This is a genomic window from Shouchella clausii, assembly GCF_002250115.1.
Taxonomy (GTDB): Bacteria; Bacillota; Bacilli; order Bacillales; family Bacillaceae_D; genus Shouchella; species Shouchella clausii.
Map to the genome: position 1 here is coordinate 2,819,027 of NZ_CP019985.1, position 14,640 is coordinate 2,833,666.

The window sequence follows — 14,640 nt, forward strand, 5'->3', positions numbered from 1 at the left end:
TGGTGCAAATCATGTGGTGTCAAGTCGTTCCAACTCCTTCCAAATGAGCTGAAATTGATTGTTGAATTCTGGATGGTTTCGGGCCTCAAAAGGAGAAAGTTGTCTTAATGCTTGTGGAACAGAAAAAATTTGTGCGACACGGCCGGGCTTTTGGGTGAACAAAACGATCCGGTCGCTCATTGCAATCGCTTCGCCAATATCATGCGTTACAAGAATGGCTGTTTTCTGTTCCGACTTCAACGTGTTAAAAACGAGCTCCTCCAGCTTGAGTTTTGTTTGTTGGTCCAATGCGGAAAAAGGTTCATCAAGCAATAGCAGCGATGGGTCAGTAGCTAACATGCGGACAAGGGCGACACGTTGGCGCATTCCTCCTGAAAGCGCTTGTGGACGCTCATGCCGTTTATCGCTAAGGCCAAAGCGGTTTAGCCATCGCAGCGCTTTTTTTGCTGACAACTCTGTATAGCTGCCGCGAATCCGTTGGCCAATGGTAATGTTGTCTTCAATCGTTAGCCAAGGAAACAGATAATCGTGTTGCAGCATATAGCCAATTTGGCCATTATTGGCGGTATCAAGAGACAGCGATCCTTCGGTCTGTTCCAGCAATCCTGCAATGATCGAAAGGATCGTTGTTTTGCCGCAACCACTGGGGCCAATGAATGAGACAAATTCCCCTTCTTTTACTTCAAGGGAAACATCTTTTAATGCTTGAAAAGCACCTGATTCGTTGACGTAAGTGAAAGAAAGTCGGTCAATGCGTAAGGATGCCATGATCGTGCCTCCTTATTCCATTCCTTGTTTGCTAATTTCATCATTGACAAGTTCACTAAAGGGAATCGGTTCCGGTAGCTCTCCTGCTTCTTCCATGATTTCAAGCAACTGTGCCCACGCTTCTTCTGTTAAAACAGGATCTTCTGCATAAGAGCCTTGCTCTTTATAGCGTTCGACTGAACTTGCTAAAATGGCAATAGGGGTGTCTTCAAAAAAGGGCTCAATCGCTTTAGCCGTTTCTTCAGGAGACTGTGATTGGATTTGTTTTTGTCCTTCATAAAGGGCTGCGCTAAAGCGGACGAACAAGTCGGCATTTTGGTCCAGGACACTCTGTTTGGCCATAAAAGAAGTGTAGGGGACTTGCTTAGCTTCAGTGCCGAAAGAGGCAACAACTGTACCGATTCCTTCTTCTTCAAAAAGCGATGCTTGTGGCTCAAACAATTGGACATAATCGCCTGTGCCAGAAGCGAAAGAACTGGAGATGTTGGCGAACTCGATATTCTGCAAAAGCTCTAAGTCTGCGTGAGGGTCGATGTTATGCTGTTTAAGCACATATTCGCCAACCATTTGCGGCATGCCGCCTTTGCGTTGGCCTAAAAACGTACTTCCCTTCAAATCTTCCCACTGAAAATCGCCTGTATCTTCTCTGGCAACGAGAAAGGTTCCATCTGTTTGCGTCAATGCTGCAAAGTTAATCGCCGGATCAGCAGCTTCCTGGGAAGCGACATAAATGGATGTTTCTGACCCCACTAGAGCGATTTCCGCCCCGTCAGATAAAAGGGAAGTCATCGTTTTATCGCCTCCCCAAGTCGTAGTCAGTTCGATGTCAATCCCGTTATCGGCAAAATAGCCTTCGGCGATTGCGAGATAAAAAGGGGCGTAGAAGACAGACCGAGTCACTTCGGCAACACGCACCGTTTCTTTGTCCGTATTTTGGCCACATGCCGCCAAAAGAAGGCAGGCAATCGCTGTGCCAATAGCAATATTTCGTTTTTTCACGAGTCTTTCACTCCTTTTAATTGCCTTTGCCTTTGCTTACACTATGCACGCACAAAAAAAAGGGTGTTTGCCCATTTTAATAAAAGGGGTTTTTTTATGATCATCACAAAAGAACGTGTTCCGTCGCCCCATCCGAATATTCATTTATACGAGACATCTTACAAAAGTGGCGCGTTAACGGTGTACGGTTTATTAGCAGAACCGAAGTCTCGAAACAAACAACCAGGGTTGTTGTATTTGCGCGGAGGCATTAAATCAGTGGGCATGGTCAGAACACAGCGTGTCATCCAGTGGGCTCACGAGGGATTTGTAGTGTTTGCTCCTTATTACCGGGGTAATCGCGGTGGCGAAGGCAGAGAGGACTTTTGTGGAGATGATCGTGTTGACGCATACAGCGGTTTTGATCTGCTAAGCAGCCATCCTCTTGTTGAAAAAGAGGCGGGCGTCCATGTAGTGGGGTTTTCAAGAGGGGGCATCATGGCGCTTTGGACAGGGCTTATGCGGCCAGAAGCGACTAGCATTGTCTGTTGGAGTGGCGTAACCGATATGGTATTAACCTATAAGGAGCGCGTTGACTTGCGGAGAATGATGAAACGCGTGATTGGTGGAACGCCGTGGAAACGACCAGAACTATATGAAAAACGAACACCACTTCGCCATTTAAGCGATTTTCGTCCCCCGCTTCTTTTCATACATGGCGAAAAAGATGAGCATGTATCGATTGTACACGCTCAAAAAGGGCTGCGCGCAGCCAAGGGTAGCCAGAATGCCGAATCATGGTTTTTCGCTGATTTTTCCCATCACTTCCCAGCCGAAGAGCAAGAAAAAGTATTGAGAAAGGCAGCGTCATGGATGAAGGCAAAACATCACTCAGGCTGAGGCAAACGTGTTAGCCGGTACGAACAAGGAAACGACGACAATGGGAGCGTTTGTCTCGGTCATATGCTTTAAAACTGTCGTTTTATCCGCAAGAAAACAGATGCTCATGAACCCCTGTTCTTTCGCATCTTCTATCGGCCGCACTCCGCGTCTGACAAACATTTTCTATCAGTATGAGTGCGGTATCGACTTTGTCGACAACCTCAAGCAGGCAGCTAAAAAGCTGCCTGCTTATTAAAGGTTATGAAAGGCGTGGTCCAGCAAGGCGGACGCTGTCTTTTGCTGCCGGAAAGGCAGAAAAATTTTCGTGGAACTGCTTAGCAAGCTGTAAGGCGGTTGTTTTATAAGCTGCTTCGTCCTTCCACACGCGGCGAGGGGTTAACAGCTCATCAGGGACTCCAGGGCAGTGTGTTGGGACATAAAGGCCAAAAATGGGATCGCACACTGTTTCAATCTCATCCAATTTTCCTTGTAAAGCCGCTTCTACCATGGCACGTGTATAAGCAAGCTTCATGCGTGTGCCAGTTCCATAGCTACCCCCTGTCCAGCCTGTGTTTACAAGAAACACTTGGACGTCGTCATTTTCCAATTTGTCCCCTAGCATAGTGGCGTACTCTTCTGGTTTGCGTGGCAAGAACGGAGCGCCAAAGCAAGTAGAAAATGTCGCTTCAGGTTGGGTAATGCCTCGTTCAGTTCCTGCTAGTTTGCTCGTGTAGCCAGATAGGAAATGGTACATCGCTTGTTCTTTTGTCAACTTGCTGATTGGCGGCAATACGCCAAATGCATCAGCAGTCAAGAATATAATCGCTTTTGGAGGCCCGGCAACACTAGGCAGCAAAGCATTTGGGATCGCTTCAAGCGGGTATGCAGCCCGCGTATTTTCCGTCAGCTCGCCGCATTTAAAGTCAGGTTTGCCCGTGTGTGGATCGACGACAACATTTTCAAGGACTGCCCCGAAAGCAATGGCGTTCCAAATTTGCGGTTCGCTTTCTTTTGAAAGGCCAATGCATTTGGCGTAGCAGCCTCCTTCAATGTTAAAGATGCCTTTTTCTGACCAGCCGTGCTCGTCATCGCCGATTAGGCGCCTATGTTCAGAAGCTGACAGTGTCGTTTTGCCGGTACCTGAGAGGCCAAAAAAGAGTGCCGTTTCTCCTTCATCGTTTGTGTTGGCTGAGCAGTGCATTGGCAGCACGCCTGCTTCAGGGAGCAAGTAATTCATCACGGAAAAGATCGCTTTTTTCATTTCACCGGCATATTCAGTACCGCCAATTAAAATAATGCGTTGCTCAAATGAGATGATGACAAACGCTTCTGAGCGAGTGCCGTCGACAGATGGATCGGCTTTAAACGTCGGTGCGCTAATGATCGTAAATGGTTCCAAGCCATTGTTTGAAGGAGCTTGCTCACGAATAAATAGCTGTCTAGCAAACAAGTGATGCCAAGCAAACTCATTTAAATACGTAATTGGCAGTTGGAAAGAAGGATCAGCGCCAGCGAAGCCAACGGATGCGTAACGGACCTCTTTTTGTTGCAAATAATGTAACACTTTGTCTTTTAACCGGGTGAACACTTCCGATGAAATGGGCTTATTCGTTGTGCCCCAATGAATGGAATCTCTAGACGTTGGTTCATCGACAATAAACTTGTCTTGAGGCGAGCGGCCAGTGTAAAGGCCTGTTTTGACAGCAAGTGCGCCAGAATCGGTCAATATGCCTTCGTTCCGTTGGAGCGCATGCTCGACGAGTGTCGGGGCAGGCAATTGGCGCAACGTTTTAGGACTTGAAAGCAATTGTTCTAGTAAAGCTGAACGGTGAAGCATTTTCATGTTTTAATAGCTCCTTTTTGCAATTTTAAGTGGCTTTAGTATAACACATTTTATTTAATAGTCCATACTAAAGTGAATAAATATGTCATTCTTTTTTAGATTAGGCGGTAAAGCAAGTAGGCTGGTAAAAAGCTTTTAGAAATGCCTTTTCTTCTATGGTGGAATATGTTAAACTTAGTCGCGAAACGAACGAAGCGCCAGCATCCTCTAACAAAGGGAACGCTGGGTGTTATCGAGATGCAGTTAACATAACGCTTTTATCCAGAGATGGCGGAGGGACAGGCCCGAAGAAGCCCAGCAACCAACACGATAACGTGTAAAGGTGCTAACCTGCAGAATGCTCGGCGTTCTGGAAGATAAGAGGCGAAAGGTAAATGGACAGCCCTTTTCCTCATGGAAAAGGGCTTTTGTTGTGCCCAAGGCTTTTGCGCCGACTACACGCCTTTGCAAGACAAAAACAAACGAGGCGGATAACCCTCTGTATTGTTCGTTCTATTTGGGCTAAGCAACAGGCCGTATTAAAAGGAGGAGCTGCACAATGTCTGTAAAAAGAGGTAGACATTTATTTACATCTGAATCTGTTACGGAAGGGCATCCTGATAAAATTTGTGATCAAATTTCCGACGCTATATTAGATGAAATCTTAAAGAAAGACCCGAATGCACGAGTCGCTTGCGAAACGTCTGTCACTACTGGGTTGGTACTCGTAGCAGGCGAGATTACGACAAATACGTATGTGGACATACCGAGTGTCGTTCGTCAAACGATTAAGGGAATTGGCTACACACGGGCCAAGTATGGTTTTGATGCAGAAACATGCGCCGTATTGACATCAATTGATGAACAATCTGCGGATATTGCACAAGGGGTGGACAAAGCTCTAGAAGCTCGTGAAGGACAAATGACCGATGCGGAAATAGAAGCAATTGGCGCTGGTGACCAAGGGTTGATGTTTGGATTTGCAACCAATGAAACCGAAGAACTGATGCCTCTTCCTATCTCGCTTAGCCATAAACTTTCCCGTCGCCTAACGGAAGTCCGCAAAAATGGGACGCTTGGATATTTGCGTCCTGATGGGAAAACGCAAGTGACGATTGAATACGATGAAAACGATACGCCGATTCGCGTCGATACGATTGTTCTTTCAACACAGCATGCTCCTGAAGTGACGCTCGAGCAAATTCAAGCAGACTTAAAAAAGCATGTGATTGAAGCTGTCGTGCCAAGCGTGTTAATCGATGAAGAAACAAAATACTTTATTAATCCGACTGGCCGTTTTGTCATTGGCGGACCTCAGGGAGATGCCGGCTTAACAGGGCGCAAAATCATTGTTGATACGTATGGCGGGTATGCTCGACATGGCGGTGGCGCTTTTTCTGGCAAGGATGCAACGAAAGTAGACCGTTCTGGCGCTTATGCCGCACGTTATGTAGCCAAAAATATTGTCGCAGCAGGCCTTGCTGATAAATGCGAAGTACAGCTCGCTTATGCAATTGGCGTTGCCCAGCCTGTTTCAATCGCTGTTAATACATTTGGGACTGGCAAAGCAGCGGAAGATGTCCTCGTCGAGTTGGTTCGCAAGCATTTTGATCTCCGTCCAGCTGGCATTATTCGCATGCTCGATTTGCGCCGCCCGATTTATAAGCAAACTGCTGCTTACGGCCATTTCGGTCGCACCGATGTCCCACTTCCATGGGAAGCGACAGACAAGGCAGCCGCTTTAAAAGAAGATGTTTTAAAATTAGAAGCAAACTAAGAAAAACAGTATGAAAGCCTGCCGGCTCGTTTTGCCGGCAGGCTTTTTAACATTGGTGTGTGATTGCGATTGCTTTGTGCCTTCACGAGCATAGCAACTATTGATCGCTGCTTTTTGTCGCTGTCTGTTGCTGCAACGATTTGTAGTATTGGCCTTTTTCTACGTATTCCTGGCGAATCCGTGCCATTTCTTTTTTGTCTGTTTCATTTAAAGGACGGACGACTTTTGCAGGCCGTCCAAAAGCAAGTGTTCCAGGCGGAATCGACTTACCAGGAGGGACAAGGCTGCCGGCGCCAATAAATGCGCCCTCGCCAATTTCGGCGCCGTCTAGAATCGTGGAGCCCATGCCAATCAGTGCTTGTTTACGGATGATCGCGCTATGGAGCATTGCTTGATGACCTATTGTGACATCATCTTCAATAATTAGTGGCGAATGGGGGCTTTGGTGGAGCATTGATTGATCTTGAATATTGACACGTTTTCCAATGATTGTCGGGGCGACATCACCGCGAATAACTGTATGGAACCATACGCTTGATTGAGCACCAATTGTAACATCGCCTGTGACGATCGCTCCCTCGGCTAAGTATACAGACGGGTCAATAGTTGGAACAACACCTTTGTATGGAAGGATCATGTTGTCACATCCTTTTCGTTTAATAAAAAAACAGCTATACTAAGTGTAACGCATAATGTAGCGAAGCAACAGCTTGTATAAGGAGGAGTGGCTGTGCGCTATTTTGACGTTCCAGATGCCAGAGGCGTTGCTGTTATTGTTCATGGAGCCGGGGAGCATAGCGGTCGGTACCGTTGGCTTGTTGAAAAATGGAATCAACATGGGTTTGATTGCCTGCTAGGGGATTTGCCCGGGCAAGGGGAGTCGCGGGGAAAGCGCGGGCATATCGACTCATTTCAGAAATACATAAAAACAGTGGATGTCTGGCTTAAGCATGCAAGGACAAAGCAATTGCCGATTGTGCTTGTTGGGCACAGCATGGGCGGCCTCATTTCCATTCGTACATTAATGGAAAAAGACCATTCGTTTGTGGAAGCGCTCGTGCTTTCTTCGCCTTGTTTGCAACTCGCTATGGATATTCCTGCGCCGAAAAAGGCGGCAGCAAAAATGCTTAATCATGTAGCGCCTGCGTTTAGCATGAACGCTGGTTTGTCTCCTGAACAAACGACGAGGAGCGAGCAAGTCCGTGAAGAATATGCACGGGACCCGTTGCGAGTAACGAAAGTTTCTGCCCGTTGGTACCATGAATTGGAAAAAGCCATGCGCCTTACGAGGCGTTACCCGGAGAAAATGCCGAATATCCCCGTATTATTGCTTGCTGCAGGAGAAGACTATGTGATTGATAAACAAGCAGGCATTGCTTGGTTTAATGATTTGCAGATCAACCATAAAATGTACAAAGAATGGGACGGCCTTTATCATGAGCTCTTTAACGAACCTGAAAAAGAAGAAGTGTTTCGTTTTACGATTGGCTTTGTGAATATGCTGTTTCCGTAACAGGCAATCATCGATAAAAAAGATGGCCTTGGGTGCTGCCCGAGGCCATCTTTTTGCTATCTACTTTCATCTTTCATTTTGTTATGCGTCTTGTGGCTCCTTGGCGTTTGCCCCTTTTTGCAAATCACGTTGTAGCAAATCAAGCTTTCCTGTTTCAGGATTGATGACTAGGCCGTGAACCCGCACATCCTTTGGCAAGAGCGGGTGGTTAACAACCATATCAACACTGTGGTTGACGCTTTCCGTTACATTTTCAAAACCAGTTAAAAACTTGTTCACATCTACACCAGCGTATTGGAGCGCATTAATTTCATCCATATCAATGCCCCGTTCTTCAGCCTTTTGGAGAACGGAATTTGCAGAAAGGCCTGTCATTCCACAGCCGTAGTGACCAATAACAAACACTTCTTCGGCCCCTAATTCATAAATGGCAACTAGAATGCTGCGCATGATGCTGCCAAATGGATGAGAGATGACAGCGCCAGCATTGCGGATAATTTTAGCATCGCCATTTTTTAAATTCATCGCATTATGGAGCAATTCAACGAGCCGCGTATCCATGCATGTTAAAATAACGATTTTCTTTTGCGGAAATTTGTCTGCTTTAAAGCGCTCATATTCTTTATTGGCTACAAATGCTTCATTAAAAGCTAGAATCGATTCAAGTTTGCTCATTTCGATCACTTCTCCTTCTATCTTTTATTTAGAAAATCCAGTGTTTGCTCTCGCTCGGACGCTTAAAGATGGGAATCCGCTCGTTTTTCAATCGCTACCACAAAAGGAGGATCATTTTTTTGGTTAATGAATTGGTACGTCGCTACATGGGCCATTTCTTGAGGAAGCGATTCGACATAAGCCATTAGTTCGTTTTTTTCCTTTTTGCCTTGTGGGTGTCCATGGTAGACGACGAGAACAATCAGGCCACCTTGTTTTAAACGGTTAAATAGTTGCTCAATCGCTGCAATTGTCGTTTTCCCTGTTGTTGTAACGCCTTTGTCTCCGCCAGGCAAATAGCCTAAATTAAAAATGGCAGCGGCGATGGTTGAGTTGACAAACAACGGCAAAGTCGCCAACTTTTCATGGCCGATTTGGAATAGGGAGACTTGCTTGTCCAAACCTGCTTTTTGAAGGCGTGCCTTTGTAGAGGTTAGCGCGGATGCTTGGATGTCGCAGCCGATCACAACTCCTGTTTCACCGACAAGTTTAGCCAAAACCAATGTATCGTGTCCATTTCCAATTGTCGCATCAACGACGGTATCCCCTGGCTGTACAGCGCTGGTAAGCAACGAATGGGCAAATGGCAGGACGCCAAGAAGGTTCACGGCCCCTCCCCCCAAAGCGCGGGGCATATTCGAGACTGTTTGATCAACGCAAACACGTCAAGCAAATACCAAAAGCAGCTGATTCGATCAGTCAGGGGAGCTGCAGGGGACGGGAACACGGCAACGGGATGATGAGCGATTTCGGTGCCGAGGTGGTTATTCATCATTTAGACGACTCCCTTTTCATCTAGTAGCTATCGCCGTTTTACAAGACAGAGGCCATGTGTTTCTCTTGTCTTTTGGCGAATTTTTTTCTTAGTTTACCATAATTGCAGCGAATATGCTTGTTGCTTATTTGCTGAATTTCTCCTACACTATCATAGGCACAATGTGAGAAAGGAAAAAAGAGGAGGCGCGTGTTTTGCCGAAATCAATTTGGATTTTAATGGTGGCAACAGCCATTAACATTACCGGCGCTTCGTTTTTATGGCCACTCAATGCAATCATTATGACGCAACTGCTTGGGCAAAGTTTAACAGCTTCGGGGGCTGTGCTTATGCTAAATGCAGGGGCAGGCGTACTTGGCAGCTTGATTGGTGGCAGATTGTATGATCGAATTGGCGCCTACCCTACCATTTTGCTTGGTTGTGTTCTATCTGCGGCCTCTGCTGTTTTACTCGCTTTCTATTATGGAGAATATGGATGGTACGCTGTTTTTCTAGCGGGGATGGGGTTTGGTTCTGGAATGATGGCCCCTTCCATGTATGCACTTGCTGGAAGTTTGTGGCCAGAAGGTGGGAGAAAGTCAGCAAATGCGATTTATGTAGCGCAAAATGTGGGTGTATCGCTAGGAACGGCATTAATTGGCGTTGTTACGCTCGTGCGTTTGACAGACGTTTTTGTCGCCAATGCAGCCATGCATGTGCTGCTACTTGTCTACATTGCTGTGTTTTTTCGCCATTGGTCAGGAAGCAAGGGAAGAACCGCGGGAGCAGGAATTCAACATGCCAACAAAGCGTCTAAATACCGTTTGCAAGCGCTATGGATTGTTTCAGTAGCTTTCTTCATTTCTTGGCTTGGCTATACGCAGTGGCAGGCCAATGTTTCCGTCTACATTCAGTCACTCGGCATTCCATTGCACGCTTACAGTATATTATGGACGATGAACGGATTGTTAATTGTCTTTGCACAGCCCCTGATCCATTGGGTGATCCAAAAGGGGAAACTAACGCTTAAAGGGCAAATGGGGCTTGGGTTGTTCATTTTTGCTTTGTCCTATCTTGTATTGACACAAGCCCAAGTGTTCAGTGGCTTTTTTGTCGCCATGCTCATTTTGACAATCGGCGAAATGTTTGTCTGGCCTGCAGTGCCAACAATCGCCAACGCCCTTGCTCCATCTGGACGGGAAGGTGCATATCAAGGCATTGTCAATAGCGTAGCCACTGGCGGCCGCATGATTGGTCCGTTACTCGGCGGCATAGTGGTAGATGGATTTTCAATCCAAGTGCTGTTTGTCCTCATTAGTATTTTACTGCTACTGGCGATTCCTCTAGCCCGTATTTATGACCGCCCGCTATTAAAAGAGCATCAGAATGATAACCTGAACAACGTTCAATAGAGCGTTGTTCAGACGATAGATAAGCATTTTTTAAGTGCCGGTATTGTTTTAGAAAAAAGCACGCGTTTTAACCGAAAAAAACATAGGCAAAGTTGTGTACTTGAAAACATTTGTGAAATAATGCACAATATACATGTGAATAATTTCACAAAATCCTCAAAAAGGATGTGGACGATTATGGTCAGAACGCCGAGTAAAGCGAAAAGGGATCGCGTTGTTGTCATTGGAACGGGGCATGTAGGCAGCAGTTATGCCTTCGCACTGATGAACCAAGGGGTGGCAAAGGAGCTTGTCATTATTGATATAGATCAAGAAAAAGCAAGTGGCGATGTGATGGATTTAAACCATGGGCAGGCTTTCGCTCCTTCCGTCACATCGACATGGCACGGCAATTACGAAGATTGTAAAGAGGCCGATGTCGTTTGTATTAGTGCTGGGGCAAATCAGAAGCCAGGGGAGACACGTTTAGATCTGCTTGAAAAAAATGTGATTATTTTTAAGGAAGTAGTGGATGCCGTCATGGCAAGTGGATTTAACGGTATTTTCCTGGTCGCCACAAACCCTGTTGATCTATTAACGCAAGCGACGCAAGCTTTTAGCGGCCTGCCTAAAAAACGAGTCATTGGCAGCGGAACAACGTTAGATACAGCAAGGCTACGGTTTATGCTAGGCGAGTACTTCCAAATTTCCGCTAAACACGTCCACGCTTATGTGGTAGGCGAACATGGCGATAGCGCCCTGCCTTTATGGAGCACAGCAACAATTGGAAATGTCCCAATTTCCCAGTATTTGCTCCGGAACAAAGCGTATAAAAAAGCTGATTTAGATGACATTTTTACCAACGTCCGCGACGCCGCCTATGAAATAATTCATAAAAAAGGCGCCACTTATTATGGGATTGCCATGAGTTTAGTCCGCATCACAAAAGCACTGTTAAAAAATGAAAATGCAGTCATGACCGTCAGCACATTTCTTAATGGCGAGTTCGGAGCGAAAGAAGTATGCATAGCTGTACCTGCAATTGTAAACCGTAATGGTGTCCGTGAAGTGCTTGAACTGAAGTTGAACGACCTTGAGCGGCAACAGTTCACTGAGAGCGTCCAGATGCTAAAAGGAACTTATTAAGACTATCATGCAAACTAGCACTCTTTTTTAGAAACAAACTGTTCTTGTGGAATCGAATAGCTAAAATAGGTATATGTTTGCTTGACTTTGGAAAAGACTTTTCATACAATGAGCATATCGTAAACTAGGGAAATACAAGGATAAAGGAGTAGTAGCGTCACTTCGGAAAGCAAGAGAGCTGGCGGACGGTGCAAGCCAGCCTGAGAAGAGATGTGAACTCGCCTTTTAGTTGTAAGAGCGAACCGCATTGCCAGTAGCTCTTAACGGGACACACCGTTATGTGTAAGTGAACAGGCGATGCCTGTTAATGTGGGTGGCACCGCGGGAATGTATGCAAACTCTCGTCCCTTTTGGGAGAGAGTTTTTTTGTTGGAAGCAGCAGAAGGAGGAAAAGGAATGTCGTTTTCACATCAGGAGATTGAAAAAAAATGGCAAGCATTTTGGGAAGAAAACAAAACGTTTAAAACAGACGAACAAGCAGATGGGCCGCATTTTTATGCATTAGATATGTTCCCTTACCCATCGGGGGCTGGTCTTCATGTCGGCCATCCAGAGGGATACACGGCAACTGATATTTTAGCGCGGATGAAGCGGATGCAAGGCTATAACGTTCTTCATCCTATGGGTTGGGATGCTTTTGGCTTGCCAGCTGAGCAGTACGCTATAGATACAGGCAAACATCCGGCTACGTTTACTAAACAAAACATTGACACCTTTAAACGGCAAATTAAAGAACTTGGTTTTTCTTACGATTGGGACCGTGAAATTAGCACGACTGACCCTCAATATTACAAATGGACACAATGGATTTTTCTGAAATTATATGAAAAAGGGCTTGCTTATATTGACGAAGTAGCCGTGAACTGGTGCCCTGCACTTGGGACTGTGCTAGCCAATGAGGAAATTGTCGACGGTGTCAGCGAACGAGGAGGCCATCCAGTTGAAAGGCGCCCAATGAAACAATGGGTGTTGCGCATTACGGCATATGCTGAGCGCTTGCTCGAAGACCTTGAAGAGCTTGAATGGCCGGAAAGCCTAAAAGATATGCAGCGCAACTGGATCGGCAAATCGGAAGGCGCTGAAGTGACATTTAAGATCAATGAACACTCCGTTAACGTGTTTACGACGCGGCCAGACACATTGTTTGGCGCTACTTATATGGTTCTTGCCCCTGAGCATAAGCTCGTGTCCGAGATCACTACCGATGATCAGCGGGAAGCGGTAGAAGCTTACCAAAAGCAAGTTTCGCTCAAAAGTGACATTGAACGGACAGATTTGGCAAAAGAAAAAACAGGCGCGTTTACTGGCGCTTATGCCATCAATCCTGTAAATGGCGAAAAGATTCCAGTTTGGATAGCTGATTATGTACTAATCAGTTATGGTACTGGAGCTGTCATGGCTGTTCCTGCCCATGATGAGCGTGATTTCGAATTTGCTCATGCATTTGGCTTGCCAATAAAAGAAGTAGTCGCAGGAGGAGACGTCTCAAAAGCTGCTTACACAGGCGACGGAGAACATGTCAATTCTGATTTTCTCAATGGGTTGAACAAGCAAGAAGCGGTTGAGAAAATGATTGTATGGCTAGAGGAAAATGGCGCTGGGCAAAGAAAGGTCACATACCGTTTGCGTGATTGGCTCTTTAGCCGCCAGCGTTATTGGGGCGAACCGATTCCAATCATCCACTGGGAAGATGGCTCTATGACAGCTTTGGATGAGAGCGAATTGCCGCTGATGTTGCCTGATTTAGATGAAATCAAACCTTCAGGTACAGGCGAATCGCCGCTTGCCAATGCGAAAGATTGGCTGGAAGTGGTTGATCCTAAAACAGGCATGCGTGGTCGCCGTGAAACGAACACGATGCCCCAATGGGCAGGTAGCTGCTGGTATTATTTGCGCTATATTGATCCGACGAACGACGAAGCGTTGGCCGATCCTGAAAAACTAAAAAATTGGCTGCCTGTCGATACGTATATTGGCGGTGCGGAGCATGCAGTCTTGCATTTGCTATATGCTCGTTTTTGGCATAAGTTTTTGTATGATATTGGCGTTGTGCCAACAAAAGAACCATTCCAAAAAGTGTTTAACCAAGGCATGATCCTTGGCGAAAATAACGAAAAGATGAGCAAGTCAAAAGGCAATGTTGTGAACCCTGACGAGATTATTGCCAGCCATGGGGCTGACACGCTCCGCCTGTATGAAATGTTTATGGGCCCTCTAGATGCATCTGTAGCTTGGTCAACAAACGGCCTTGATGGATCACGCCGTTTTCTTGAACGGGTTTGGCGCCTGATTGTTAACGAAGAAACAGGCAAGCTGAACAGCAATGTCAAAGATGTAGAAGGCAATGAAGTGTTTGTGCGCACTTACCACCAAACGGTGAAAAAAGTAACCGAAGACTTTGCCGAGCTGCGTTTTAATACAGGGATTTCCCAATTAATGGTGTTTGTAAACGAGGGAAATAAGCAAGAGGTATTGCCAAAAGCGCTAATAGAGGGCTTTGTCAAGCTTTTGTCGCCAGTTGCTCCTCATATTGCCGAAGAGCTTTGGGAGAAGCTTGGTCATACAGATACGATTACGTATGAAGCGTGGCCGACATATGATGAGTCGTTGCTCGTTGAAAACGAAGTTGAGGTCGTCGTGCAAATGAATGGCAAAGTTAAAACGAAGCTCGTTGTTAACAAAGGAGCCTCAAAAGAAGAAATGGAAGCAGCAGCACTCGCTGATGAAAAAGTGCAAGCAGCTATCGGCGAGAAAACGATTCGCAAAGTCATCGCTGTTCCTGGAAAGCTTGTCAACATTGTTGTCGGTTAACCATTAAACCCAGATTAATGTAATTCGTCCCCTATCCTCTTTGGCGAGAAGAGGATAGGTTTTTTTGTGAAAAGAAAACCCCGG

At 46.0% G+C, this 14,640-nt stretch carries 12 protein-coding genes, 1 riboswitch and 1 other annotated feature; of the genes, 6 read left to right on the forward strand and 6 right to left on the reverse strand.

Annotation, left to right across the window (positions count from 1 at the left end; genetic code table 11):
- Positions 1 to 9 precede the first annotated feature (9 nt).
- Together BC8716_RS13540 and BC8716_RS13545 are read right to left on the reverse strand one after the other, a co-directional pair.
- The gene (locus BC8716_RS13540; RefSeq protein ID WP_094426461.1) at positions 10 to 768 is read right to left on the reverse strand and encodes an ABC transporter ATP-binding protein; all 759 of its coding nucleotides are present in this window, start codon (positions 766 to 768) and stop codon (positions 10 to 12) included.
- Between the two features lie 12 nt (positions 769 to 780).
- Complete coding sequence (locus BC8716_RS13545) at positions 781 to 1,767, reverse strand: ABC transporter substrate-binding protein (RefSeq protein WP_094426462.1); 987 nt, start codon at positions 1,765 to 1,767, stop codon at positions 781 to 783.
- A 96-nt stretch (positions 1,768 to 1,863) separates the two neighbouring features.
- Here BC8716_RS13545 and BC8716_RS13550 point away from each other — a divergent pair, with 96 nt between their 5' ends.
- On the forward strand, positions 1,864 to 2,646 hold the full coding sequence (locus BC8716_RS13550) for an alpha/beta hydrolase family protein (RefSeq protein ID WP_094426464.1): 783 nt from the start codon (positions 1,864 to 1,866) through the stop codon (positions 2,644 to 2,646).
- A gap of 241 nt (positions 2,647 to 2,887) precedes the next feature.
- Here BC8716_RS13550 and pckA read toward each other — a convergent pair whose 3' ends face one another.
- Positions 2,888 to 4,471, reverse strand: coding sequence for a phosphoenolpyruvate carboxykinase (ATP) (pckA, locus tag BC8716_RS13560; RefSeq protein ID WP_094426468.1), 1,584 nt, complete (start codon positions 4,469 to 4,471; stop codon positions 2,888 to 2,890).
- A gap of 254 nt (positions 4,472 to 4,725) precedes the next feature.
- Positions 4,726 to 4,834: riboswitch (SAM riboswitch) on the forward strand.
- Positions 4,835 to 5,009: 175 nt separating this feature from the next.
- On the opposite strand from pckA, the gene metK reads away from it, so the two are divergent.
- The gene (metK, locus tag BC8716_RS13565) at positions 5,010 to 6,227 is read left to right on the forward strand and encodes a methionine adenosyltransferase (RefSeq protein ID WP_094426470.1); all 1,218 of its coding nucleotides are present in this window, start codon (positions 5,010 to 5,012) and stop codon (positions 6,225 to 6,227) included.
- A gap of 97 nt (positions 6,228 to 6,324) precedes the next feature.
- Here the strand turns inward: metK and BC8716_RS13570 are convergent, their stop codons facing one another.
- Positions 6,325 to 6,864 carry a gamma carbonic anhydrase gene (locus BC8716_RS13570; RefSeq protein WP_094426472.1) on the reverse strand — a complete coding sequence of 180 codons (540 nt, stop codon included), beginning with the start codon at positions 6,862 to 6,864 and terminating at the stop codon, positions 6,325 to 6,327.
- 93 nt (positions 6,865 to 6,957) lie between these two features.
- Between BC8716_RS13570 and BC8716_RS13575 the strand changes: the two genes are divergently transcribed.
- Positions 6,958 to 7,740: an alpha/beta hydrolase gene (locus BC8716_RS13575; protein ID WP_094426474.1), complete on the forward strand. Its 783-nt coding sequence runs from the start codon at positions 6,958 to 6,960 to the stop codon at positions 7,738 to 7,740.
- 81 nt (positions 7,741 to 7,821) lie between these two features.
- Here the strand turns inward: BC8716_RS13575 and BC8716_RS13580 are convergent, their stop codons facing one another.
- On the reverse strand, positions 7,822 to 8,415 hold the full coding sequence (locus BC8716_RS13580) for a beta-class carbonic anhydrase (protein ID WP_094426476.1): 594 nt from the start codon (positions 8,413 to 8,415) through the stop codon (positions 7,822 to 7,824).
- Positions 8,416 to 8,477: 62 nt separating this feature from the next.
- Positions 8,478 to 9,062 (reverse strand): tRNA 5-(aminomethyl)-2-thiouridylate-methyltransferase MnmM, encoded by a 585-nt coding sequence (gene mnmM / locus BC8716_RS13585; RefSeq protein WP_094426478.1) that lies wholly within the window; start codon positions 9,060 to 9,062, stop codon positions 8,478 to 8,480.
- A 361-nt stretch (positions 9,063 to 9,423) separates the two neighbouring features.
- On the opposite strand from mnmM, the gene BC8716_RS13590 reads away from it, so the two are divergent.
- The 3 genes from BC8716_RS13590 to leuS all read left to right on the forward strand — a co-directional run bounded on the left by BC8716_RS13590 (position 9,424) and on the right by leuS (position 14,556).
- Positions 9,424 to 10,620: an MDR family MFS transporter gene (locus tag BC8716_RS13590; protein WP_094426480.1), complete on the forward strand. Its 1,197-nt coding sequence runs from the start codon at positions 9,424 to 9,426 to the stop codon at positions 10,618 to 10,620.
- Between the two features lie 177 nt (positions 10,621 to 10,797).
- Positions 10,798 to 11,745, forward strand: a complete 948-nt coding sequence (locus tag BC8716_RS13595; RefSeq protein WP_094426482.1) for an L-lactate dehydrogenase — start codon at positions 10,798 to 10,800, stop codon at positions 11,743 to 11,745.
- Positions 11,746 to 11,873: 128 nt separating this feature from the next.
- Positions 11,874 to 12,097 (forward strand) — a binding site (T-box leader).
- Between the two features lie 44 nt (positions 12,098 to 12,141).
- Positions 12,142 to 14,556, forward strand: a complete 2,415-nt coding sequence (gene leuS, locus BC8716_RS13600; protein ID WP_094429260.1) for a leucine--tRNA ligase — start codon at positions 12,142 to 12,144, stop codon at positions 14,554 to 14,556.
- The last annotated feature ends 84 nt before the right edge of the window (positions 14,557 to 14,640 follow it).